At 49.8% G+C, this 24,583-nt stretch carries 13 protein-coding genes, 2 tRNA genes, 3 rRNA genes and 2 pseudogenes; 15 read left to right on the plus strand and 5 right to left on the minus strand.

What is annotated here, in order from left to right:
- The first annotated feature begins 352 nt into the window (after positions 1-352).
- From H3L95_RS11735 to cysS, 5 genes are all read left to right on the plus strand, one after another.
- Entirely contained in the window at positions 353-1,051 is a 699-nt protein-coding gene (locus H3L95_RS11735) for a thiol:disulfide interchange protein DsbA/DsbL (RefSeq protein ID WP_003760389.1), read from the plus strand.
- Between the two features lie 194 nt (positions 1,052-1,245).
- Entirely contained in the window at positions 1,246-2,394 is a 1,149-nt protein-coding gene (obgE, locus tag H3L95_RS11740; protein ID WP_182096164.1) for a GTPase ObgE, read from the plus strand.
- 62 nt (positions 2,395-2,456) lie between these two features.
- Complete coding sequence (locus H3L95_RS11745) at positions 2,457-2,639, plus strand: hypothetical protein (RefSeq protein ID WP_003760384.1); 183 nt, start codon at positions 2,457-2,459, stop codon at positions 2,637-2,639.
- A 90-nt stretch (positions 2,640-2,729) separates the two neighbouring features.
- Entirely contained in the window at positions 2,730-3,509 is a 780-nt protein-coding gene (locus H3L95_RS11750; RefSeq protein WP_003760382.1) for a TIR domain-containing protein, read from the plus strand.
- Positions 3,510-3,535: 26 nt separating this feature from the next.
- Positions 3,536-4,957 (plus strand): cysteine--tRNA ligase, encoded by a 1,422-nt coding sequence (cysS, locus tag H3L95_RS11755; RefSeq protein ID WP_040668883.1) that lies wholly within the window; start codon positions 3,536-3,538, stop codon positions 4,955-4,957.
- Positions 4,958-5,042: 85 nt separating this feature from the next.
- Here the strand turns inward: cysS and H3L95_RS11760 are convergent, their stop codons facing one another.
- Positions 5,043-5,576, minus strand: coding sequence for an acyltransferase (locus H3L95_RS11760; RefSeq protein WP_003760379.1), 534 nt, complete (start codon positions 5,574-5,576; stop codon positions 5,043-5,045).
- A gap of 434 nt (positions 5,577-6,010) precedes the next feature.
- Here H3L95_RS11760 and rpmE point away from each other — a divergent pair, with 434 nt between their 5' ends.
- Entirely contained in the window at positions 6,011-6,226 is a 216-nt protein-coding gene (gene rpmE / locus H3L95_RS11765) for a 50S ribosomal protein L31 (RefSeq protein WP_003760375.1), read from the plus strand.
- Positions 6,227-6,628: 402 nt separating this feature from the next.
- On the plus strand, positions 6,629-9,913 hold the full coding sequence (locus H3L95_RS11770; protein ID WP_182096165.1) for a YadA C-terminal domain-containing protein: 3,285 nt from the start codon (positions 6,629-6,631) through the stop codon (positions 9,911-9,913).
- Between the two features lie 191 nt (positions 9,914-10,104).
- On the opposite strand, the gene ffh is transcribed toward H3L95_RS11770, so the two are convergent.
- Positions 10,105-11,475 (minus strand): signal recognition particle protein, encoded by a 1,371-nt coding sequence (gene ffh, locus H3L95_RS11775; protein WP_003760371.1) that lies wholly within the window; start codon positions 11,473-11,475, stop codon positions 10,105-10,107.
- Between the two features lie 116 nt (positions 11,476-11,591).
- On the opposite strand from ffh, the gene H3L95_RS11780 reads away from it, so the two are divergent.
- From H3L95_RS11780 to H3L95_RS11810, 7 genes are all read left to right on the plus strand, one after another.
- The gene (locus tag H3L95_RS11780; RefSeq protein ID WP_049224579.1) at positions 11,592-12,398 is read left to right on the plus strand and encodes a cytochrome C assembly family protein; all 807 of its coding nucleotides are present in this window, start codon (positions 11,592-11,594) and stop codon (positions 12,396-12,398) included.
- 459 nt (positions 12,399-12,857) lie between these two features.
- Positions 12,858-14,398: ribosomal RNA gene (locus H3L95_RS11785) — 16S ribosomal RNA — on the plus strand.
- 101 nt (positions 14,399-14,499) lie between these two features.
- Positions 14,500-14,576: transfer RNA gene (locus tag H3L95_RS11790), tRNA-Ile, on the plus strand.
- A gap of 6 nt (positions 14,577-14,582) precedes the next feature.
- A tRNA-Ala gene (locus H3L95_RS11795) sits at positions 14,583-14,658 on the plus strand.
- A 431-nt stretch (positions 14,659-15,089) separates the two neighbouring features.
- Positions 15,090-17,981: ribosomal RNA gene (locus tag H3L95_RS11800) — 23S ribosomal RNA — on the plus strand.
- A gap of 93 nt (positions 17,982-18,074) precedes the next feature.
- A 5S ribosomal RNA gene (rrf, locus tag H3L95_RS11805) occupies positions 18,075-18,188 on the plus strand.
- The 16S, 23S and 5S rRNA genes sit together here with 2 tRNA genes alongside, the layout of an rRNA operon.
- 349 nt (positions 18,189-18,537) lie before the next feature.
- A complete protein-coding gene (locus tag H3L95_RS11810) occupies positions 18,538-18,837 on the plus strand; it encodes a ComEA family DNA-binding protein (RefSeq protein ID WP_040668782.1) in 300 nt (99 codons plus the stop codon).
- A gap of 185 nt (positions 18,838-19,022) precedes the next feature.
- Here H3L95_RS11810 and H3L95_RS14320 read toward each other — a convergent pair.
- The 3 genes and pseudogenes from H3L95_RS14320 to hslO all read right to left on the minus strand — a co-directional run.
- Positions 19,023-19,147, minus strand: a pseudogene (locus H3L95_RS14320) (IS481 family transposase); the annotation flags it as partial.
- A 272-nt stretch (positions 19,148-19,419) separates the two neighbouring features.
- A pseudogene (locus tag H3L95_RS11815) lies at positions 19,420-20,167 on the minus strand (transposase).
- Positions 20,168-20,303: 136 nt separating this feature from the next.
- Complete coding sequence (gene hslO, locus H3L95_RS11820; protein WP_003761944.1) at positions 20,304-21,209, minus strand: Hsp33 family molecular chaperone HslO; 906 nt, start codon at positions 21,207-21,209, stop codon at positions 20,304-20,306.
- Positions 21,210-21,322: 113 nt separating this feature from the next.
- Here hslO and recC point away from each other — a divergent pair, with 113 nt between their 5' ends.
- On the plus strand, positions 21,323-24,529 hold the full coding sequence (gene recC / locus H3L95_RS11825; protein WP_003761941.1) for an exodeoxyribonuclease V subunit gamma: 3,207 nt from the start codon (positions 21,323-21,325) through the stop codon (positions 24,527-24,529).
- Positions 24,530-24,583 lie beyond the last annotated feature (54 nt).

Raw genomic sequence — 24,583 nt, forward strand, 5'->3', positions numbered from 1 at the left:
CTCAAATAGTAGCAATGCATGGACGGATTTTCAGACGACCTTGGATTCGGATTTGAAGTGCGACTTTCCATAACAGAAAAAGGTCAGTATGCGGCAAGTGTTGCACTTCAAATCCGAATCCGCCGATTTCTTCAAACTATTCGCAGTTTGATACTTTTGATCAAGATTCTCAGTTTAAAAATACTGAAAGCCAGTACCTGCAGACGGTAAATTTGCACTAAATCCCTATTTTTCAAAGGTCGTCTGAAATCATCCTTTCTTCATATGAAACCGTCTTTTTCGCATCAAACCATATATCAAACTGTAAAAATACAATAGAATCCCATATTAGACTGAAAATCACGGAGTAAACATGAAACTGAAAACCCTTACCCTCGCTGCTGCTCTGCTGGCCCTGACCGCCTGCGACAACAAAGTCCAAACCAGCGTTCCTGCCGACAGTGCGCCTGCGGCTTCAGCAGCCTCCGCTGCGCCTGTCGCTTTGGTTGAAGGGCTTAACTACACCACTCTCAGCACGCCTATTCCCCAACAGCAGGCAGGCAAAGTCGAAGTCCTCGAATTTTTCGGCTACTTCTGTCCGCACTGCGCCCACCTCGAGCCCGTTTTGAGCAAACACGTCAAAACCTTCAAAGACGACACCTACCTTCGTACTGAACACGTTGTTTGGGGCGATGAGATGAAGCCGTTGGCGCGCCTTGCTGCCGCCGTCGATATGGCGGTCGCAGACACCAAAGACATTGCAAACAGCCATATCTTTGATGCTATGGTTAATCAGAAAGTCAAACTGCAAGACCCTGAAACCCTCAAAAAATGGTTGAACGAGCAAACCGCTTTTGACGGCAAAAAAGTCCTCGCTGCCTATGAATCTCCCGAAAGCCAAACCCGCGCAGACAAAATGGCAGAGTTGACCAATACCTACAAAATCGACGGCACGCCTACCGTCATTGTCGGCGGTAAATACAAAGTCGAATTTGCCGACTGGGAATCAGGTATGAAAACCATAGACCTGCTTGCAGACAGAGTACGCGAAGAACAGAAAACTGCCAAATAATCCCAAAAAGCAAACAGCCGTCCGAAACTGCGATTTCAGGACGGCTGTTTTCACAAAAAATCCGGCAAAAAACCAAGAGGGACAGAGAAACGGGCGCACATCCCCCATATCCCTTATAATATCCCCCATTCCCATTTTTTCAGACGACCTCCGACACAAAAGGTCGTCTGAAACCCAAAATACAAGAGAACACCATGAAATTCATCGACGAAGCAAAAATCGAAGTCGCCGCAGGCAAAGGCGGTAATGGCGCAACCAGTTTCCGCCGCGAAAAATTCGTACCGCGCGGCGGCCCCGACGGCGGCGACGGCGGCAAAGGCGGCAGCGTCTGGGCAGAAGCCGACGAAAACACCAACACCCTCGTCGAATACCGCTTCGTCAAACGCTACCAAGCCAAAAACGGCGAAAAAGGCCACGGTTCCGACCGCTACGGCGCAGGGGCGGACGACATCGTCCTCAAAATGCCCGTCGGCACCCTCATCCGCGACCTCGACACCGACGAAATCGTCGCCGACCTCACCCACCACGGCCAGCGCGTCTGCCTCGCCAAAGGCGGCAAAGGCGGCTTGGGCAACATCCACTTCAAATCGTCCATCAACCGCGCGCCCAAACAATCCACGCCTGGCGAAGAAGGTGAAACCCGTTCCCTGCAACTCGAACTCAAAGTCCTCGCCGATGTCGGCTTATTAGGCATGCCCAACGCCGGCAAATCCACCCTGATTACCGCCGTATCCGCCGCGCGCCCCAAAATCGCCAACTATCCCTTCACCACCCTGCATCCGAACTTAGGCGTCGTGCGCATCGACGAAAACCACAGCTTCGTCATGGCCGACATCCCCGGCCTGATTGAAGGCGCGGCAGAAGGCGCAGGCCTCGGCCATCGTTTCCTCAAACACTTATCGCGCACCGGTCTGCTGCTGCACGTCGTCGATTTAGCCCCCTTCGACGAAACCGTCAACCCCGCCGAAGAAGCCCTTGCCATCATCAACGAATTGCGCAAATACGATGAAGAACTCTACGGCAAACCGCGCTGGCTCGTGCTGAACAAACTCGACATGCTTGACGAAGAAGAAGCCCAAACGCGCACTGCCGCCTTCCTCGAAGCCATCGGCTGGGATTACCCCAAACCAGACGACCGCTTCCAATTCGACATGGAAACCCCGCGTCTCTTCCAAATCAGCGCGCTGACCCACCAAGGCACGCAGGAGTTGGTACACCAAATCAACCAATACCTAACCGAAAAAAAACGCATCGAAGCCGAAGCAGAAGCCGCCGAAAAAGCCCAAGCCGCCCAAGTTGCCGCACAGCCGCAAACCGATACTTCGGTGCTGAAAGCGGAGTGAATGCAAATTGAGGCCGTCTGAAAAGGTTTCAGACGGCCTAATCCGCGCCATAATGGAGTAACATGATTACCCAAGAGCAAATCCAACGCCTCAAACGCAAACAAGACACGCTGCAAAGCCTCTACCGCGCATGGATGGCCGAAAAGCGCAAATACACATCGGTGTATGTCGGCGATGAAAACGGCAATATCGTCGAACTTCGGCCGGATGGCACGGAAAAGATCGTCGGCCATGTAGAGCGTTAAACCTAAAGCGTTTTTTTTACTGCAGTGCAAATAGGGTATGAAAATTTACTAAACATTATCTTATAGCCCATTATTAAGGGAGCAATTATTATGACTATAAAATTTCGTGGAACTCTCGACAACCTTAAACAACATCTATCAAAGAATGGATTCAATCCAATCAAAGAAGAGATAGATGGCAGTAATAAAATTTGTTTAAGATTTCAAGATGGATCAATAATAAATTTTTGGCCTAGTACAGGAACTATTAATATTCAGGGGAAACCAAATGAGGCATTAAGCAAAATGATTAATGAATTATGTGATTCAAATACTTCTTCAATATCCTCTATATCACAAGCAAAAACTCATCAGCTACAAACAATAGAAAAAATTGTTCCTGCTACAGTTGAAACGAAAGGCAAAGTATTTGTGGTTCATGGGCATGATGAAATGGCTCGTGAACAGTTAGAGTTGGTTTTACATAAACTTGGTATTGAACATTTCGTTTTGCAAAATACTGGGGGTAATGGTCTAACTATTATTGAGGCTTTGGAGCAGCAAATTGGGACAGCTCCTACAGAAGTAAAATTTGGGATAGTTTTACTTACTCCAGATGATATGGGATATGCAATTAAATCACCTGATAAAGTGCAGCCACGAGCAAGGCAAAATGTTGTACTTGAAATGGGAATGCTACTTTCTTCTATAGGAAGAAAGCATGTTGCTATTCTAAAAAAAGGGGATTTAGAAGTCCCGTCAGATGCTAATGGCATTTTATATATTGGTTTCGATAATCATGTTAGAGAAACTGTTTCTCGTTTAGCGGAGAGGCTAACGGAATCTGGATTTAAAATTAATCCAGAAAATATTATAAAAGCGTCATCTTGAAAATTATTCTTACCAAAGTTATAAAAATGCTAAACCTCTACAACACCCTCACCCGCCAAAAAGAACCCTTCGCCCCCATCGACCCTAAAAACGTGCGTATGTACGTTTGCGGTATGACTGTTTACGACTACTGCCATTTAGGCCATGCCCGCGTGATGGTTGTATTCGACATGATTGCCCGTTGGCTGTGCGAGTGCGGTTATCCGCTTACTTATGTGCGTAATATCACCGACATCGACGACAAAATCATTGCCCGTGCGGCTGAGAACGGCGAAACCATCGGCGAACTGACTGCGCGTTTCATTCAGGCTATGCACGAAGATGCCGATGCTTTGGGCGTGTTGCGTCCCGACATCGAGCCGAAGGCGACGGAAAATATCCCGCAAATGATTGCCATGATTGAAACCCTGATTCAAAACGGCAAGGCATACCCTGCCGCAAACGGCGACGTTTACTACGCCGTGCGCGAGTTTGCCGCTTACGGACAATTATCAGGCAAATCGTTGGACGACCTGCGCGCAGGCGAGCGTGTGGAAGTGGATGGTTTCAAACGCGATCCGCTTGATTTTGTGTTGTGGAAAGCGGCCAAAGCAGGCGAGCCGGCATGGGAAAGCCCGTGGGGCAACGGCCGTCCGGGTTGGCATATCGAATGCTCCGCCATGAGTGAAAACCTGTTCGGCGACACTTTCGACATCCACGGAGGCGGCGCGGATTTGCAATTCCCGCACCACGAAAACGAAATCGCCCAAAGCGTCGGTGCGACAGGGCATACCTGCGGCCACGACCACGCGCAAACCCACCACGGGCAAAGTATTGCCAGCCACGTCAAATACTGGCTGCACAACGGCTTTATTCGTGTGGACGGCGAAAAAATGTCCAAATCGCTGGGCAACTTCTTCACCATCCGCGAAGTGTTGAAACAATACGACCCCGAAGTCGTGCGCTTCTTCATCCTGCGCGCCCATTACCGCAGCCCGCTGAATTACTCCGACGCGCATTTGGACGACGCAAAAGGTGCGCTGACCCGTCTGTACACTACGTTGAAAAACACCCCTGCCGCTGAGTTTGAATTGTCCGAAAACGCCAATGACTACACCCGCCGCTTCTACGCCGCCATGAACGACGATTTCGGTACGGTCGAAGCCGTTGCCGTACTGTTCGAACTGGCAGGTGAAGTGAATAAAACCAACGACGCATACCTCGCCGGCTGCCTGAAAGCCTTGGGCGGCATCATCGGCCTGTTGCAACGCGATCCGACCGAGTTCCTGCAAGGCGGCGCGGTTTCAGATGGCCTCTCCAACGAAGAAATCGAAGATTTAATCGCCCAGCGGAAACAGGCTCGCTCCGATAAAAACTGGGCAGAGTCCGACCGCATCCGCGACCTTCTGAACGAACACAAAATCATTCTAGAAGACAACGCCGGCGGTACAACTTGGCGGCGCGGCTAATTTGCTTTGATACGAAAAAAGGTCGTCTGAAAACATTTTCAGACGACCTTTATATATATTTGGTTGGAAATCGTGATGTGTGTACTTAATCTTCTAACAGGTTCTTCTTGATAACCGCAGGATTCCCAGCGGCGACGCAATACGGCGGCACATCTTTGGTTACCACAGCCCCTGCGCCGATGACTGCCCCTTTACCTACCCGGACCCCGCCCATAATAATCGCGCGCCGTCCGATCCAAACAGCATCCTCAATCACAATCGGATTGATTTCCGTATAGCCCTCATATTTCAAAGTCTCACGGTTAAACTTGTGATTATTGGAATAAAACAAACATTCCGGCCCCATCATGACATTATTTCCTATCGTCAGACCGTAGCATATTTCGCAATTGACACCGATCCCCGAGTTATCGCCGATCACCGTATCCGGCATGACATACGCACCCTTTTCAATATTGACGTTTTTGCCGATATGCGAGGAAATTCCCGATGCAAGGAAAGATCTGATTTTTTGAGAAGGCGGTCCTATAACCCTCATATAAGACTGAGGCAACATTCCGCCCAGTCCGCGCAGCAGCCAAGAACACATTTTTATTTTAATACTCATCCAATTTTCCATTTTGAGGACAGGTTCACATGAGACACGCGTTGTAAGATGAAGTTTATGAAAAATGGTAAATTTCGGTATATGCATAATCTGATTCACAATCACAAGCTACATAATGCTGTTTGTGATGGATTTGTTAGAATGAGTGTGGATTCGAATGAACAACGGCTTACTGCTTCAAAACCAATCTGCTGCCCGAATATACGGCTTGATAGCAGGCAGCACTAAAAACCTTATTTATAACAAATATCGCCCAGTCGAACGCCTAGCAACAATACGTTATTCCAGTAAATTCGCTAGCCATACTGAAAAATAACGATATTTTAGGCCTCTAGCCAGAGTAAAAGTAATATCCTCTTGACAAAAAAACAAAAATTATCAATAATCGCCAGCTTGTTTGAAGCATAGGCACATCCCCTATGCCCGCTTAATCGAAAGGAAACAACATGAAACAAGGTATCCACCCTAATTACCACGAAATCAACGTTACCTGCTCCTGCGGTAACAAATTCGTCACTAAATCCGCTCTGGAAAAAGACAGCTTCAACATTGAGGTTTGCTCTTTGTGCCATCCGTTCTACACCGGTACTCAAAAAATCGTCGACACTACCGGTCGCGTAGATAAATTCAACAACAAATTCGGCAACCTGTTCAAACGCTAATCGCCGCTTTGTGACAAAAAAGACTGCTATACGCAGTCTTTTTTTGTTTTCATACCCTAAAAACAGTCAATTTGGAACTCAATGACATACTGCGTAGCGTAACAAACAACGGTTTATACGCCGATATGTTGTCATCATCAAGAATGGGTAAAATGATTTATCTAAATTATTTGCTGAGTATTTGCCCGTCTTATGCGGATGATGTATTTGTGCAACATATTTTCACAATATGCAAAAAAGTTATGCGAAATACTTGCATTTAAATTTCATTTTTTTACAATTGCAGGTGCAACTTTCTTCAAGTGACTATCACCGTTAAGACCATGCGGTGTCCCTTTTCAGTTTACGGGGAAAAGAGAAGCTTGAATAACGTCCTTACACCCACCACAAAAGGTAAAAAACATGAAAAAATTCAACGTAAAAGCATTGAGTATGGCTGTTGCGGCAGCTGTGGTAAGCAGCGCAGCGGGCGCGGCTGAAAGAGATCTGGGTTCAATTCCCGAAAAGGCACAAAATGCTATGGCATTTCAGACCGTTTTTGGTGAAAACACCAAATTCGATGAAGATACTGGGAAATTCACTTTTGACAAGGATAGCTCAGCCTTGTTGTTGAAAACTATGGAGCTGGAGCAGGCAGTTAATGGCTTTGCTGCCGGCAGCAACTTCGTCGCTACTAATGAAGATGGCAGTAAAACCGTTCGTGAAGCCACTAATGCAGATATTGCAGCCGACAGCATGAAAGGTGTGGGTTTGGCAGGCGGTATTACTGCTGTCAACACGCGAGTGGATAATTTAGCTAAAGACATAGATGAAGCTTTGGATGAGCAGGATAAAGCCGTAGATCAACTGGTGGATGAACTGAAAAACACCATTGCCAGCAACAATAAAAAGATTGCTGAAGATATGACAGCAATGGGCGAAGAAATTTCTGGCAAATTTAATGACGTAGACAATGAAATTTCCAAAGCTTCATCTGAGCTTTCCGAATCCATCGAAAAAGTAGCTGGAGACGTAACCGCAGTAAACACCCGTGTGGACAGCCTGGCGCAAGACACAGCAGATGCCAAAGCCGTTGCCAAAGCCGCCGAAGACAAAGTAACCGCGCTTTCTGCCAACGTTGACGGCAAAGTAAAAGAAGCCAAAGATGCTGCCGATAAAGCCGTAGATGCAGCTTCTAAAATTGATGCAGTTACCGAAAAAGCTGACAAAGCAAGCAAAGGCGTAGAAGACTTGGCTAAAGAGTTAGAGGCTACGCAAAAAGCTACTGCACAAGTTGCATTGGCAACAATTGAAAATTCTCAAGAATTCAACGGTTTTAAAGAAGGCGATCAAATTGTTGTAACTAAAGATGACGGCTCAAAAGTCATCCGTACTGCTACACAAGCAGACGTTAATGCTGATGACTTTGGGGGACTGGGTCTGAAAGAAGTTGCAGCGAAACATGACCAAAGTCTTGCTGATTTGACCGCTGAGACTGAACGAGCCAAAAAAGCCGCTGAACAAGCAGCGCTTGCAGCAATCGAAAACGCACAAGAACTCAACGGTTTTAAAGATGGCGATGAAATCGTTGTGACTGATGATGATGGCGTCAAATCCACTAAAAAAGCTACACAAGCAGATGTTGATGCTGACGGCTTTGGCGGATTGGGTTTGAAAGAAGTTGTAGCTGCACACGATGAAGCATTGGGTGACTTGACTGAAACCGTCAACGACAACAGTGAAGCATTGGTCAAAACCGCACAAGTCGTTAACGACATTAGCGCGGATGTAAAAGCCAACACGGCAGCAATCGAGACCAAAGCCGATAAATCCGAAGTGGAGGCAGCACAAAAAGCAGCTGCGCAAGCTGCATTGGCAACAATTGAGAATGCCCAAGAGCTCAACGGTTTTAAAGAAGGCGATCAAATTGTTGTAACTAAAGAAGACGGCTCAAAAGTCATCCGTACTGCCCAGAAAGCAGATGTTGAAGCTGACGGCTTTGGCGGATTGGGTTTGAAAGAAGTTGTAGCTGCACACGATGAAGCGTTGGGTGACTTGACTGAAACCGTCAACGACAACAGCGAAGCATTGGTCAAAACCGCACAAGTCGTTAACGACATTAGCGCGGATGTAAAAGCCAACACGGCAGCAATCGAGACCAAAGCCGATAAATCCGAAGTGGAGGCAGCACAAAAAGCAGCTGCGCAAGCTGCATTGGCAACAATTGAGAATGCCCAAGAGCTCAACGGTTTTAAAGAAGGCGATCAAATTGTTGTAACTAAAGAAGACGGCTCAAAAGTCATCCGTACTGCCCAGAAAGCAGATGTTGAAGCTGACGGCTTTGGCGGATTGGGTTTGAAAGAAGTTGTAGCTGCACACGATGAAGCGTTGGGTGACTTGACTGAAACCGTCAACGACAACAGCGAAGCATTGGTCAAAACCGCACAAGTCGTTAACGACATTAGCGCGGATGTAAAAGCCAACACGGCAGCAATCGAGACCAAAGCCGATAAATCCGAAGTGGAGGCAGCACAAAAAGCAGCTGCGCAAGCTGCATTGGCAACAATTGAGAATGCCCAAGAGCTCAACGGTTTTAAAGAAGGCGATCAAATTGTTGTAACTAAAGAAGACGGCTCAAAAGTCATCCGTACTGCCCAGAAAGCAGATGTTGAAGCTGACGGCTTTGGCGGATTGGGTTTGAAAGAAGTTGTAGCTGCACACGATGAAGCGTTGGGTGACTTGACTGAAACCGTCAACGACAACAGCGAAGCATTGGTCAAAACCGCACAAGTCGTTAACGACATTAGCGCGGATGTAAAAGCCAACACGGCAGCAATCGAGACCAAAGCCGATAAATCCGAAGTGGAGGCAGCACAAAAAGCAGCTGCGCAAGCTGCATTGGCAACAATTGAGAATGCCCAAGAGCTCAACGGTTTTAAAGAAGGCGATCAAATTGTTGTAACTAAAGAAGACGGCTCAAAAGTCATCCGTACTGCCCAGAAAGCAGATGTTGAAGCTGACGGCTTTGGCGGATTGGGTTTGAAAGAAGTTGTAGCTGCACACGATGAAGCGTTGGGTGACTTGACTGAAACCGTCAACGACAACAGCGAAGCATTGGTCAAAACCGCACAAGTCGTTAACGACATTAGCGCGGATGTAAAAGCCAACACGGCAGCAATCGAAACTAAAGCCGATAAAGCGGCTGTGGAAACTTCTAAAAATGCAGCTCTTGAGGCTGAAAAATCAGCTAAAGCTGCCGCAGGTTCTGCTCAAGCTGCACAAAAGGCTGCTGATGCAAATGCAGCACAAGTTGAAACTAACAAAGCCGATATTGTTACACTGAAAACAGCAAGCAGCCAACACGCTACCGATATTGCTACCCTGCAAACAGCAAGCAATCAACACGCTGCCGGTATTGCTAAAAACTCAGCGCGTATCGACAGCTTGGACAAAAACGTAGCTAATCTGCGCAAAGAGACCCGCCAAGGTCTTGCTGCACAAGCAGCCCTCAGCGGTCTGTTCCAACCTTACAGCGTTGGTAAGTTCAACGTTACCGCTGCTTTGGGTGGTTTCAAATCTGACACCGCAGTTGCAGTGGGTGCAGGCTACCGCTTCAATGAAAACTTTGCAGCTAAAGCCGGTCTTGCAGTGGGTACCTCTTCAGGCGGCTCTGCATCTTACAACGTAGGCGTGAACTACGAATGGTAATACCGGTTTAGTGTTAAATAGGTATAAAGCCCGCAGCTATTGCTGCGGGTTTTTTGTTTTGTCTGGCGGATTTGCTCAAGCGTATATGAATTTCAAATAAAAGGCTTAGTTCCCGATGCCTATACATAAAGAGAGGTCGTCTGAAAACCCAATTTCAGTTTTCAGACGACCTCTCTTAGTTTTCCTGCTGATTACATTCCAGGGAACATTCCTTTCATACCCTTCATGCCTTTTGCCATACGCATCAGTTTGCCCAGTCCTTTTCCGCTGAACATTTTCATGACTTGTTGTGATTGTTCGAACTGTTTGAGCATTTTGTTAACTTCCTCTACGCTGGTACCGGCGCCTGCGGCAATGCGGCGTTTGCGGCTGGCTTTGAGCAGGGCTGGGTTGGCGCGTTCTTTGGGTGTCATGGAGTTGATGATGGCTTCGACTTTACCCATGGCTTTTTCTGCCGTGCCTTCGGGAATTTGTTTGGAAATCTGACCCAGTTCGCCCGGCATTTTTGACATCAGGCTTTCCAGTCCGCCCATATTGCGCATTTGCTGGATTTGTTCTTTAAAGTCATTGAGGTCGAAGCCTTTGCCTTTTTGCAGCTTTTTCGCCATTTTGGCGGCGGCTTCTTCGTCTATGCCTTTTTGGACATCTTCAATCAGGCTCAACACGTCGCCCATACCGAGGATACGGCTGGCGATGCGGTCTGGGTAGAAGGGTTCGAGTCCTGTGATTTTTTCACCGATACCGATAAATTTGATGGGTTTTCCGGTAACGTGGCGCACAGACAATGCCGCACCGCCGCGTGAATCGCCGTCCATTTTGGTCAGGATGACGCCGGTTAGCGGCAAGGCTTCGTTAAATGCTTGTGCGGTGTTTACAGCGTCTTGACCCAACATGGCATCAACGACGAATAAGGTTTCTACAGGATTGACGGCTGCGTGCAGCGCTTTGATTTCATTCATCATCTCTTCGTCAATCGCCAAGCGTCCGGCGGTATCGACCATCAAGACGTCGTAAAAGTGTTTTTTTGCATAATCAATCGCAGCAGTGGCAATTTCGACAGGTTTCTGATTGGAATCGGAAGGGAAGAAGTCAATGCCGACTTGCTCGGCCAAAAGGCGCAACTGTTCAATCGCGGCGGGGCGGTACACGTCGGCTGAAACGACCAAGACTTTTTTCTTCTGTTCGTTTTTCAGTAGGCGGGCGAGTTTGCCGACGGTGGTGGTTTTACCCGCACCTTGCAGACCTGCCATTAAAACAACAGCAGGCGGTACGGCCGCCAAGTCCAAAGAGGAATTTTCCTTACCCATCAATTCGATCAGGGCTTGGTTGACGACACCGATAAAGGCTTGGTCGGGCGTCAGGCTGCCGACAACTTCCTGTCCGAGGGCTTTTTCTTTGACGTTGTTGACAAATTCTTTTACAACGGGCAGGGCTACGTCCGCTTCGAGCAGGGCAAGGCGGACTTCCCGCAGCGCCTCTTTGATGTTGTCTTCTGTCAGTTTTGCTTGACCGCGGATATTTTTGAAAACTTTACTAAAGCGGTTGGTTAAGTTGTCTAACATGCTTGTCCTTGGTAATGATAATAGCTGCCCTGTTCGGGGCATTCTTTGCTAAAATAAAATTGAGATTATTTTACACTATCGCGTGCGGTTATGTATGCGTGCCAAGAAAGTTTGTTATGCCGACTATCCTGATTTGCCTGATACTGGTGTATGCCGGATTGGGTATATTCGTTTGGTTCAATCACAAGACCCGAGAGATTAAAGATTATCCTCTAAAAGCCGAGTTGGCTGTTTTGGGTGCTGCGCTGACCATGCACGGTGCTGTATTGCTTATGCCTGTCATTCAAGACAAGATTTTGATTATGGGCTTTGGGTATTCCATCAGTTTGATCGTATGGTTGATGCTGCTGGTGTATTTCGTTGGTAGTTTTTTCTATCGTCTGCGCGGATTGCAGCTGCTTTTATATCCGTGTGCAGCGTTTACCTTATTATTGGGCGCGCTGTTTCCAGGAAAATATGTCGGTTACCAAATCAATGATTTGCCGTTTATGTCGCACATTGGTACATCGCTGCTGGCATACGGTTTATTCGGCATTGTGACCTTGTTTGCCGTTTTGATTTTGCTGCTCAACCGTAACCTGCATAGGCGACGTGTTTCCAGTTTGTCCGGTTTTCTGCCGTCTTTACTGAGTTTGGAAAAGCTCATGTTCCAGGGGATGTGGGTAGGTTTTATCTTATTAACCTATTCGGTTGTCAGCGGGACATTTTTTGCAGAAGCTGTATTCGGTAAACCCGTTACATTTACCCATAAAACCGTATTCGGCATTCTCTCATGGATAATTTACGGTGCGTTACTGCTTAAGCACAGTATGACGGCATGGCGGGGTAAAAAAGCAGCCGTTTGGACAATCATCGGGTTTGTCAGCCTAATGTTCGCTTATGTAGGAAGCAAGTTTGTATTGGAAATCTTGCTGCAGCGTTAAGGTGAGAGTTATTCGGGTAATAGTGTATTTGGATTAATAAAGGTCGTCTGAAAGGGATTTCAGACGACCTTTGCTGTTGATTGAGTTTGGTTTGAGAATATTTTGAAATAAAAGTCTTTGTATTTCAGGTTGTTGTTTAGTTTTGTGGGATTTTTTGTTGTTTGGGAGTTGACGGTTTTTGAGGAGGGGGGTATAGTTCGGTTCTTCGCTGCTTCGGCGGTGATTGAACGAACAGGTAAGTATATCACAGTTGGTCTGATTTTTCGAGGTTTTAAGAAAAGTTTTGATTGACAATGAGATGAAATGCTTTATAATTCGTTTTCGCTCTTTAACAAAACAGATTACCGATAAGTGTGAGTGCGACAGCCTCACACTGTTTGAAAGACAGACAAGATGATGTTTTAGACATTGTCCTGTTGGTTTCTTTGAAGCAGACCAGAAGTTAAAAAGTTAGAGATTGAACATAAGAGTTTGATCCTGGCTCAGATTGAACGCTGGCGGCATGCTTTACACATGCAAGTCGGACGGCAGCACAGAGAAGCTTGCTTCTTGGGTGGCGAGTGGCGAACGGGTGAGTAACATATCGGAACGTACCGAGCAGTGGGGGATAACTAATCGAAAGATTAGCTAATACCGCATATCTTCTGAGGAAGAAAGCAGGGGACCATTTGGCCTTGCGCTGTTTGAGCGGCCGATATCTGATTAGCTAGTTGGTGGGGTAAAGGCCTACCAAGGCGACGATCAGTAGCGGGTCTGAGAGGATGATCCGCCACACTGGGACTGAGACACGGCCCAGACTCCTACGGGAGGCAGCAGTGGGGAATTTTGGACAATGGGCGCAAGCCTGATCCAGCCATGCCGCGTGTCTGAAGAAGGCCTTCGGGTTGTAAAGGACTTTTGTCAGGGAAGAAAAGGGCGGGGTTAATACCCCTGTCTGATGACGGTACCTGAAGAATAAGCACCGGCTAACTACGTGCCAGCAGCCGCGGTAATACGTAGGGTGCGAGCGTTAATCGGAATTACTGGGCGTAAAGCGGGCGCAGACGGTTACTTAAGCAGGATGTGAAATCCCCGGGCTCAACTTGGGAACTGCGTTCTGAACTGGGTGACTAGAGTGTGTCAGAGGGAGGTAGAATTCCACGTGTAGCAGTGAAATGCGTAGAGATGTGGAGGAATACCGATGGCGAAGGCAGCCTCCTGGGATAACACTGACGTTCATGCCCGAAAGCGTGGGTAGCAAACAGGATTAGATACCCTGGTAGTCCACGCCCTAAACGATGTCGATTAGCTGTTGGGCAGCATGACTGCTTAGTAGCGAAGCTAACGCGTGAAATCGACCGCCTGGGGAGTACGGTCGCAAGATTAAAACTCAAAGGAATTGACGGGGACCCGCACAAGCGGTGGATGATGTGGATTAATTCGATGCAACGCGAAGAACCTTACCTGGTCTTGACATGTACGGAACCCTCCAGAGACGGAGGGGTGCCTTCGGGAGCCGTAACACAGGTGCTGCATGGCTGTCGTCAGCTCGTGTCGTGAGATGTTGGGTTAAGTCCCGCAACGAGCGCAACCCTTGTCATTAGTTGCCATCATTAAGTTGGGCACTCTAATGAGACTGCCGGTGACAAGCCGGAGGAAGGTGGGGATGACGTCAAGTCCTCATGGCCCTTATGACCAGGGCTTCACACGTCATACAATGGTCGGTACAGAGGGTAGCCAAGCCGCGAGGTGGAGCCAATCTCACAAAACCGATCGTAGTCCGGATTGCACTCTGCAACTCGAGTGCATGAAGTCGGAATCGCTAGTAATCGCAGGTCAGCATACTGCGGTGAATACGTTCCCGGGTCTTGTACACACCGCCCGTCACACCATGGGAGTGGGGGATACCAGAAGTAGGTAGGGTAACCGCAAGGAGCCCGCTTACCACGGTATGCTTCATGACTGGGGTGAAGTCGTAACAAGGTAGCCGTAGGGGAACCTGCGGCTGGATCACCTCCTTTCTAGAGAAAGAAGAGGTTGTTGCATTCACACTTATCGGTAAACTGTAGAAGATGCGGAAAAATGCTTGAGTGAAGACAAGGTTCGCTTAAGAAGAGAATCCGGGTTTGTAGCTCAGCTGGTTAGAGCACACGCTTGATAAGCGTGGGGTCGGAGGTTCAAGTCCTCCCAGACCCACCAAGAACGGGGGGCATAGCTCAGTTGGTAGAGCACCTGCTTTGCAAGCAGGGGGTCATCGGTTCGATCCCGTTTGCCTCCACCAATACTTTCCAAATCAAAGCGAGTTAAAAAGGCAGTGTAACTGCTTTCTTTTTTTCCAAAGAGAAGTCTGCTGACGAATCAGTTTGACGGAAAAAGAAAGGCTGCTATAATAATCAGCTCATTTTGATTTGCGAAGTAAATAGCAATATTGAACGCATCGATCTTTAACAAATTGGAAAGCCGAAATCAACAAACAAAGACAATGTGTCTGTTTTTGATGATTGACCGATTGCAAACGGTCAGTTGTCTCCTGGATAGGAAAAGAAAAACAGGTGCAGTATTTGGGTGATGATTGTATCGACTTAATCCCGAAAGACAAAAGGCGGGATTAAGACACAACAAGCAGTAAGCTTTATCAGAGTAGGAAATTCAAGTTTGATGTTCTAGTCAACGGAATGTCAGGCAAAGTCAGAGAAGTTCTTGAAATGATAGAGTCAAGTGAATAAGTGCATCAGGTGGATGCCTTGGCGATGATAGGCGACGAAGGACGTGTAAGCCTGCGAAAAGCGTGGGGGAGCTGGCAATAAAGCTATGATCCCGCGATGTCCGAATGGGGAAACCCACTGCATTCTGTGCAGTATCCTAAGTTGAATACATAGACTTAGAGAAGCGAACCCGGAGAACTGAACCATCTAAGTACCCGGAGGAAAAGAAATCAACCGAGATTCCGCAAGTAGTGGCGAGCGAACGCGGAGGAGCCTGTACGTGATAACTGTCGAGATAGAAGAACAAGCTGGGAAGCTTGACCATAGTGGGTGATAGTCCCGTATTCGAAATCTCAACGGTGGTACTAAGCGTACGAAAAGTAGGGCGGGACACGTGAAATCCTGTCTGAATATGGGGGGACCATCCTCCAAGGCTAAATACTCATCATCGACCGATAGTGAACCAGTACCGTGAGGGAAAGGCGAAAAGAACCCCGGGAGGGGAGTGAAATAGAACCTGAAACCTGATGCATACAAACAGTGGAAGCACCCTTGTGGTGTGACTGCGTACCTTTTGTATAATGGGTCAACGACTTACATTCAGTAGCGAGCTTAACCGAGTAGGGGAGGCGTAGGGAAACCGAGTCTTAATAGGGCGAACAGTTGCTGGGTGTAGACCCGAAACCGAGTGATCTATCCATGGCCAGGTTGAAGGTGCCGTAACAGGTACTGGAGGACCGAACCCACGCATGTTGCAAAATGCGGGGATGAGCTGTGGATAGGGGTGAAAGGCTAAACAAACTCGGAGATAGCTGGTTCTCCCCGAAAACTATTTAGGTAGTGCCTCGAGCAAGACACTGATGGGGGTAAAGCACTGTTATGGCTAGGGGGTTATTGCAACTTACCAACCCATGGCAAACTAAGAATACCATCAAGTGGTTCCTCGGGAGACAGACAGCGGGTGCTAACGTCCGTTGTCAAGAGGGAAACAACCCAGACCGCCAGCTAAGGTCCCAAATGATAGATTAAGTGGTAAACGAAGTGGGAAGGCCCAGACAGCCAGGATGTTGGCTTAGAAGCAGCCATCATTTAAAGAAAGCGTAATAGCTCACTGGTCGAGTCGTCCTGCGCGGAAGATGTAACGGGGCTCAAATCTATAACCGAAGCTGCGGATGCTAGTTTACTAGCATGGTAGGGGAGCGTTCTGTAGGCCGATGAAGGTGCATTGTAAAGTGTGCTGGAGGTATCAGAAGTGCGAATGTTGACATGAGTAGCGATAAAGCGGGTGAAAAGCCCGCTCGCCGAAAGCCCAAGGTTTCCTACGCAACGTTCATCGGCGTAGGGTGAGTCGGCCCCTAAGGCGAGGCAGAAATGCGTAGTCGATGGGAAACAGGTTAATATTCCTGTACTTGATTCAAATGCGATGTGGGGACGGAGAAGGTTAGGTTAGCAAGCTGTTGGAATAGCTTGTTTAAGCCGGTAGGTGGAAGACTTAGGCAAATCCGGGTCTTCTTAACACCGAGAAGTGACGACGAGTGTCTACGGACATGAAGTAACCGATACCACGCTTCCAGGAAAAGCCACTAAGCTTCAGTTTGAATCGAACCGTACCGCAAACCGACACAGGTGGGCAGGATGAGAATTCTAAGGCGCTTGAGAGAACTCGGGAGAAGGAACTCGGCAAATTGATACCGTAACTTCGGGAGAAGGTATGCCCTCTAAGGTTAAGGACTTGCTCCGTAAGCCTCGGAGGGTCGCAGAGAATAGGTGGCTGCGACTGTTTATTAAAAACACAGCACTCTGCTAACACGAAAGTGGACGTATAGGGTGTGACGCCTGCCCGGTGCTGGAAGGTTAATTGAAGATGTGAGAGCATCGGATCGAAGCCCCAGTAAACGGCGGCCGTAACTATAACGGTCCTAAGGTAGCGAAATTCCTTGTCGGGTAAGTTCCGACCCGCACGAATGGCGTAACGATGGCCACACTGTCTCCTCCCGAGACTCAGCGAAGTTGAAGTGGTTGTGAAGATGCAATCTACCCGCTGCTAGACGGAAAGACCCCGTGAACCTTTACTGTAGCTTTGCATTGGACTTTGAAGTCACTTGTGTAGGATAGGTGGGAGGCTTTGAAGCAGAGACGCCAGTCTCTGTGGAGCCGTCCTTGAAATACCACCCTGGTGTCTTTGAGGTTCTAACCCAGACCCGTAATCCGGGTCGGAGACCGTGCATGGTAGGCAGTTTGACTGGGGCGGTCTCCTCCCAAAGAGTAACGGAGGAGTTCGAAGGTTACCTAGGTCCGGTCGGAAATCGGACTGATAGTGCAATGGCAAAAGGTAGCTTAACTGCGAGACCGACAAGTCGAGCAGGTGCGAAAGCAGGACATAGTGATCCGGTGGTTCTGTATGGAAGGGCCATCGCTCAACGGATAAAAGGTACTCCGGGGATAACAGGCTGATTCCGCCCAAGAGTTCATATCGACGGCGGAGTTTGGCACCTCGATGTCGGCTCATCACATCCTGGGGCTGTAGTCGGTCCCAAGGGTATGGCTGTTCGCCATTTAAAGTGGTACGTGAGCTGGGTTTAAAACGTCGTGAGACAGTTTGGTCCCTATCTGCAGTGGGCGTTGGAAGTTTGACGGGGGCTGCTCCTAGTACGAGAGGACCGGAGTGGACGAACCTCTGGTGTACCGGTTGTAACGCCAGTTGCATAGCCGGGTAGCTAAGTTCGGAAGAGATAAGCGCTGAAAGCATCTAAGCGCGAAACTCGCCTGAAGATGAGACTTCCCTTGCGGTTTAACCGCACTAAAGAGTCGTTCGAGACCAGGACGTTGATAGGTGGGGTGTGGAAGCGCGGTAACGCGTGAAGCTAACCCATACTAATTGCTCGTGAGGCTTGACTCTATCATTTGAAGAACTTCAAATAAAAAGCTTACTGACTGATTCAGTCATCACCAAATATATTGATTAAGGCTTTGCCGATTTGTACAGTTTAAGTTTGGCGGCCATAGCGAGTTGGTCCCACGCCTTCCCATCCCGAACAGGACCGTGAAACGACTCAGCGCCGATGATAGTGTGGTTCTTCCATGCGAAAGTAGGTCACTGCCAAACACCTATTCTAAGCCCCTGACAGATGTCGGGGGCTTTTACTTTTACCCCATATTTTATTCATACCTTTACTTGAAACTCGTCATTGCCGTTCCTTGCCTTCTTGCTATGGCTGACTGCTCACGAGTGGAGATAGGCGGGTGCGACGATAGCGCAGCAGGTAAATGTGACGGATAGGGAGGGTGCGGGTAGAATAGGGATGTTGCAGAATCAATACATAAAGAGATAGTAAACCAAGAAATCTTCAGGTATCGTTTGAACGGAAACGGTAAGACGGATATGATAGCCAACTATTTTACGGTGCCGCACACACAGGCATCATCCGCATTCACAAACTATGGAGTATCTTCTTATGAAAAAATTCCTCTTTGCCGCCCTCTCCCTGCTGACCGCTTCGCTGTCGCTGGCCGCCGTCAACATCAATACCGCTTCCCCGTCCGAGTTGGAAGCCCTGCCCGGTATCGGCCCTGCCAAAGCCAAAGCCATCGTGGACTACCGTCAACAACATGGTGCCTTCAAATCGGTCGAGGAGTTGAAAAACGTCAAAGGTATCGGTGAGGGTATCTTCTCCAAACTGAAGGCGGAGGCAACCGTCACCCCCGCACCTGCCAACCCAAAAGCTAAAAACGCCGTCCCATCACCTAAAAAATAGCCTTATTTGCGTATTCATGGAATTGAAGGTGAATACGATGGCCAAACTAAAAAACGTCCAATCCCGGAAGGGAGTGGGCGTTTTTGTTTGTTGAACCGATCTTGTTACCGTGGCAAAGGGCAGGGAAAGAAAATGTAACGTTTCGGCGATTCCTACAATATTGTTACTTACCCCTTTCAGCCTTCTTTAAGTGCGCTGTAGATGGTGATACGGCTGACTTGGTAGCGGCGTACCGGGGAGGTAACGCTTTCCCTTGTGTGTAGGCCTGCTAAATGTCTTGGTGGTATAGAGTGAGGCGGGTGTTTTTGTGCGTTCATGTTTCAGTATTCGGCGGATTCGCATTTGAAATGCAACTTTCCATAACAGAAAAAGGCCAGTATGCGGTAGCATACGGCCTTTCCTGCAAGAAAGATTGCCATGAGCTACACACAACTGGAGACCTTTGCAAAAAAGCCCTCCTCCCGACAACCGAAATCCCAACACAGTTTTTCGGCTGTTTCCGCCCCAATCACTCCTTAATTCTACCCAAACGCCCCCTTAATCCTCCCCGGATACCCGATAATCAGGCATCCGGGCCGCCTTTTAGGCGGCAACAGGCACACTTAGCCTGTTAGCTGCTTTCAACAGGTTCAAACACATCGCCTTCAGATGGCTTTGCGCACTCACTTTGAGCAGACCAAAATAGGCTGCCCGGGCGTAGCGGAATTTACGGTGCAGCGTACCGAAGCTTTGTTCGACCACATAACGGGTCTTCGACAAATATCGGTTGCGTTTGGTTTGCGCTTCCGTCACGGGCATCTTTGTCCTTACTCGGTGTGGTTTGTCCGCTGACTTGTCCTTCTTCATCGACTTCTATGGCCTGACGCTGTTTGCTGCCGGCGGTCTGAATAATGGTGGCGTCAACGACGGCGGCGGATGCCTTCTCTACTTTTAGGTTTTTTTCGGCCAGTTGTCGGTTAATCAGTTCCAGCAATTCGGACAGGGTGTCGTCTTGCGCCAGCCGGTTGCGGTAGCGGCATAAGGTGCTGTAATCGGGGATGCTCAGTTCGTCAAAACGGCAAAACAGGTTGAAATCGATGCGGGTGATGAGGCTGTGTTCGAGTTCGGGATCGGAGAGGCTGTGCCATTGTCCGAGCAGGACGGCTTTGAACATGGACAGCAGGGGATAGGCGGGACGGCCGCGGTGGTCTCTAAGGTAACGGGTTCTTTGACGATTCAGGTATTGTTCGATAGGCTGCCAATCAATCACCTGATCCAACTTCAATAGCGGGAAGCGGTCGATGTGTTTGGCGATCATGGCTTGTGCGGTTTGCTGGAAGAAGGTGCTCATGGAAAATCCCCTAAATGTCTTGGTGGGAATTTAGGGGATTTTGCAAAGGTCTCAGGCCGTCCGAATCCAGTCCGGAGTCGGACGGCCTTTGTGTCGGGCTGCAATACTGCCTTAGTGTGCGCTGTGAGAAGGCTAGTTATTGGAAACGACTGCCTTGCTGGCGCACTATGCCGACTACGTCTCCACCAAATAGCGCGTTGACATCCGTTTCGTCAAATACGTATTTAGTGTGGCAAAAGTCGCAATCGATTTGGATACTGCCTTGCTCTGCAACAATACCGCCAACTTCTTCTCCGCCTAACATAAGCAGCATATCGCTGACTTTGCCGTGTGAGCAGGTGCAGGCAAATTCGATAATTTCGGGATCGAAAACACGCGGCGGGGTTTCATGATAGAGACGATAAAGAACGTGTTGTGCGTCTAGGGCAGTTAGCTCTTTCGGTGTCAGCGTTTGGGTCAGTGTGCTGATGAGTTCCCATGATTCGGTGTCTAGTTCTTCTTCGGGCAGACGTTGTACCAGCAATCCTCCGCTGACATGATCTGAAGCGGCGAGAACGATGTGGGTATCGAGTTGCTCGGAACGTTTGATATAGTTCATGAGCATTTGGGCGATATTGTCGCCTTCAAGCGGGACAACGCCTTGCCAAGGTTCAGCATCTTTGGGTTGATGTGTGAGTACGAAAACGCTGTTGCTGCCCAAAAGGTCGGTCAGGCTTTCGTCATCATGGATGTCGGCGGCTTCATCCCAGCGGGCGGTAGCGCGAACGGTGTTGTCTGATGTGGCTTCGACCACAAGCATTTTCAGACGACCTTGTCCTTGTACTTGGACAATGAGCGTGCCTTCGTTTTTAAGGTTGCTGGAGAGAAGCGCACCTGCAGCGAGGAGTTCGCCTAATGCCCGGCGGATGGCGGCAGGGTAGTGTTTTTGTCCGGCGATGTGTTCCCACACGTTTTCAAGGCGGACGTGCAGACCGCGCACAGGCATATCGTCAAAGATGAAACGCGTGCGGATATCGGCATGGTTGATGTCGGTTTGCGGCATAAATTCCTCTGTTTTTCTGAATGATGGGTTGACGGCTATATGGTTGCGCTTGCAGAGAAATCAAGGGACTTTATAATCTGTCTTGCGTTCTTAACCTTTTGCTTTTAATCGCCATGTTCTACCTCTACCAATCCAACCGCCTCGAATCGCTAGCCGCCCTGTTTGCCGGAATCCAAAGGGTCAGGCCGCTTGAGTCTGCTTTGGCGGCGGAACAGATTGTGGTGCAGAGTCAGGGGATGCGGCGTTATTTGAGCGTGTATCTGGCGCGCGAACTGGGGGTGGCGGCGAATTTGCAATTCAGCCTGCCGGCGGGTTTGACGTGGCAGTTGATGCAGAAGCTGATTCCCGATATTCCCGCGCTCAGTCCGTTTTCGCCGGAGGTAATGCGCTGGCGGCTGTTGGATTTGTTCCGCAGCGAGCGTTTTCAGACGACCTCTGAATTTGAAAACGTCCGCTCCATTTTGCAAAGCTATTTGGGCAGCGGCGAATCGGCGGATTATCAGTTGGCGGGGCAGTTGGCGGATATTTTCGACCAGTATCTGGTGTACCGTCCGCAGTGGATTGATGCCTGGCAGGAAGGCAAACTTCTGGGACTGGGCGAGGACGAGGTCTGGCAGGCGCAGCTTTGGCGGTATTTGGACGACGGCAACCAATCCGCGCCGCACCGTGTGGCGTTGTGGGAAAAGCTGCTGTCGTCTTTGGATAAGGCGCACCTGCCCGAGCGTTTTTTCGTGTTCGGCATTTCGACGATGGCGCCGATGTATTTGCAGCTTTTGCAGAAAATTTCGGAACATTGCGATGTGTTTGTGTTCGCGCTCAATCCGAGCGGCCAGTATTGGGGCAATGTGATTGAGGCGGCGCAGCTTTTGAAGGGCGGCGACGAGGCGGATTTGTCGCAGACGGGGCATCCGCTGTTGGCATCGCTGGGCAAGCAGGGGCGTGATTTTTTTGATTTTCTGACAGAAATCGGCTTGGAGGAGCAGCCTGTGTTTGAAGAAGTTTCAGACGACACGCTGCTGCACTGCCTGCAAAACGACATTCAAAACCTGCGGATGCCGTCTGAACACAGCCGCGCGGATTTGCTGGGCGACGGATCCATACGTATCGTTTCGGCACACAGCCCCTTGCGAGAATTGCAAATTTTGAAAGACAAGCTGTTGCGGATTCTACACGAACATCCCGACTGGCAGCCGCACGATATTGCCGTTTTGACGCCGAACATCGAGCCGTACAGCCCGTTTATTGAAGCGGTATTCGGGCAGGCGCAGGGTGGGGCGCAGGCTTTGCCGTATTCGGTGTCGGACGTGAAACTCAGCCGCCGCCAGTCGCTGCTTTACGCGCTGGAGCAGACGCTGGATTTGCTGGAAAGCCGGTTTGAAGTCGATAAAGTGCTGCCGCTGTTGGAAAGCGGTTTGGTGCTGCGCCGTTTTGGGCTGACGGCGGACGATTTGCCGCTGCTGCACGACACCGTTGCCGAATTGAACGTGCATTGGGGGTTGGACGGAACAATGCGCGGCGCGGCGGACAATCTGTTCACCTGGCAGCAGGCGTTGGAACGCATCGTATTGGGTTGGATGTTGCCCGACGACGGCAGCCCGCTCTGGCAAAACGTCAGCGCGTGGCACGGCGATGTCAACCGCCTCGATGTGTTCGGCCGCTTTGCAGCTTTCATCCGCACACTGTCGCGTCTTGCCGCCGAGTGGCGCAAACCCGCATCGGCGGAAGAATGGACGGAACGCTGCCGCGATTTGGTGCAGTCATTATTCCTGCCCGACGCCGACGACCAATACGCCTTGCAGCAGTTCGAGCAGGCGTTGGCAAAATGGCAGGAAGAAACCGCGTTGGCAGGCTTTAGCGGCACTTTGCCGCAACATACGGTCATCCGCCACATCCGCCGCTTCTTAGGCAGCGAAAGCCAAGCCGGATTTTTGCGCGGCGGCATCACCTTTTGCAGCATGGTGCCGATGAGGAGCCTGCCGTTTAAAGTTATCTGCCTGTTGGGGCTGAACGACGGCGATTTCCCGCGTAACACTAAAGCCGCCGTGTTCGACCTGATTGCCAAACACCCGCAAAAAGGCGACCGCGCCCGCCGCGACGACGACCGCTACCTCTTCCTCGAAGCCATCATCAGCGCGCGCGACATCCTTTATCTCTCCTACGTCGGCCGCAGCATTCGCAACGACGACGAACTCGCCCCGTCCGCCCTCGTCAGCGAACTCATCGACACCATCGCCGCCATGACCGGACGGCGCAGCAAAGGGCTGGCGGAACACTGGGTCGAACAACATCCTCTGCAACCGTTCTCCCACCGCTATTTCATCGCAGACAACATTTCAGACGACCTCTTCAGCACGCGGCAGGACTACGCCGAAGCCCTCAACCGCCCGCGCGAACAGGCGCGTCCGTTTTTCAGCGAAGCCCTCGAAGAAAACACCCCCGTCCCGACCGTCTGGCAGGACGACTTCATCCGCTTCTGGAAAAATCCCGTCAAAGCATGGCTGCAACAAACCTTGGGCTGGCGTGAACCCTACCGCGACGAAGCATGGGAATCCGCCGAACCCTTCGAGCCGCAACGCGCCGACAAAATCGCCGCCGCCTATCTCGACGCCCGCCGCCACAACCAAGACTTTCAAGAAACCGCCGTCCGCCTCGACGCCGAAAGCCTGTTGCCCGCCGGTGAATTGGGTAAATTGTGGCAGCAGAATTTCCAAGCCGCAGCCAAACGCATAGACGGCGCATTGCTGCAAAGCCCCAAACTGCCGCCTTTCGCTTACGAAGTTCCGTTCGACGGGCAAACCCTGCAAGGCAGCCTCGGCAACCTTTACCAATGCGGCCAAGTGTTCTACCTCGATCGCAAACCCAACGCCCCGCAACGCATCGCCCTCCTGCTCGAACATTTAATCTTTTGCGCAGTAGGGTCGTCTGAAACCGAAACCCGCCAAACCCATATCGTTCAGCCTGAAGAAACAACGCTTTATCCCGAAATCCCCAGCAGCCAAGCGCAAGAAATGCTGCAAAAATGGCTGGCGTTTTTCAACCTCGGACAAACTCGCCCGCTGCCTTTCTTCGCCAAAACCAGCCTCGCCGCCGCCGAAGCCTACGGCAAAAAACAGAGCTGGGAAGATACCCTGAACAAAGCCAGGGAAAGCTATCACGGCAACAAAGTCAGCAAAGGGCAAAAAGACTATACCGAAGTCGCCTTAGTGTTCGGCAACGAAGACACCGAACCGGTAGAAGGAGCGTTGTTCCAAAGATTGGTGGAAGAGCTGCTGATACCGCTGCTGGACGCGGTAAAGGAAGAATCGTCGGATGCGGCATAGAAGCCGGAAATCGGAAGAGGCCGTACCACAGGCAGGCTGCGCACTCTGAAAATG

This window comes from Neisseria sicca (genome assembly GCF_014054945.1).
Lineage (GTDB): Bacteria > Pseudomonadota > Gammaproteobacteria > Burkholderiales > Neisseriaceae > Neisseria > Neisseria sicca.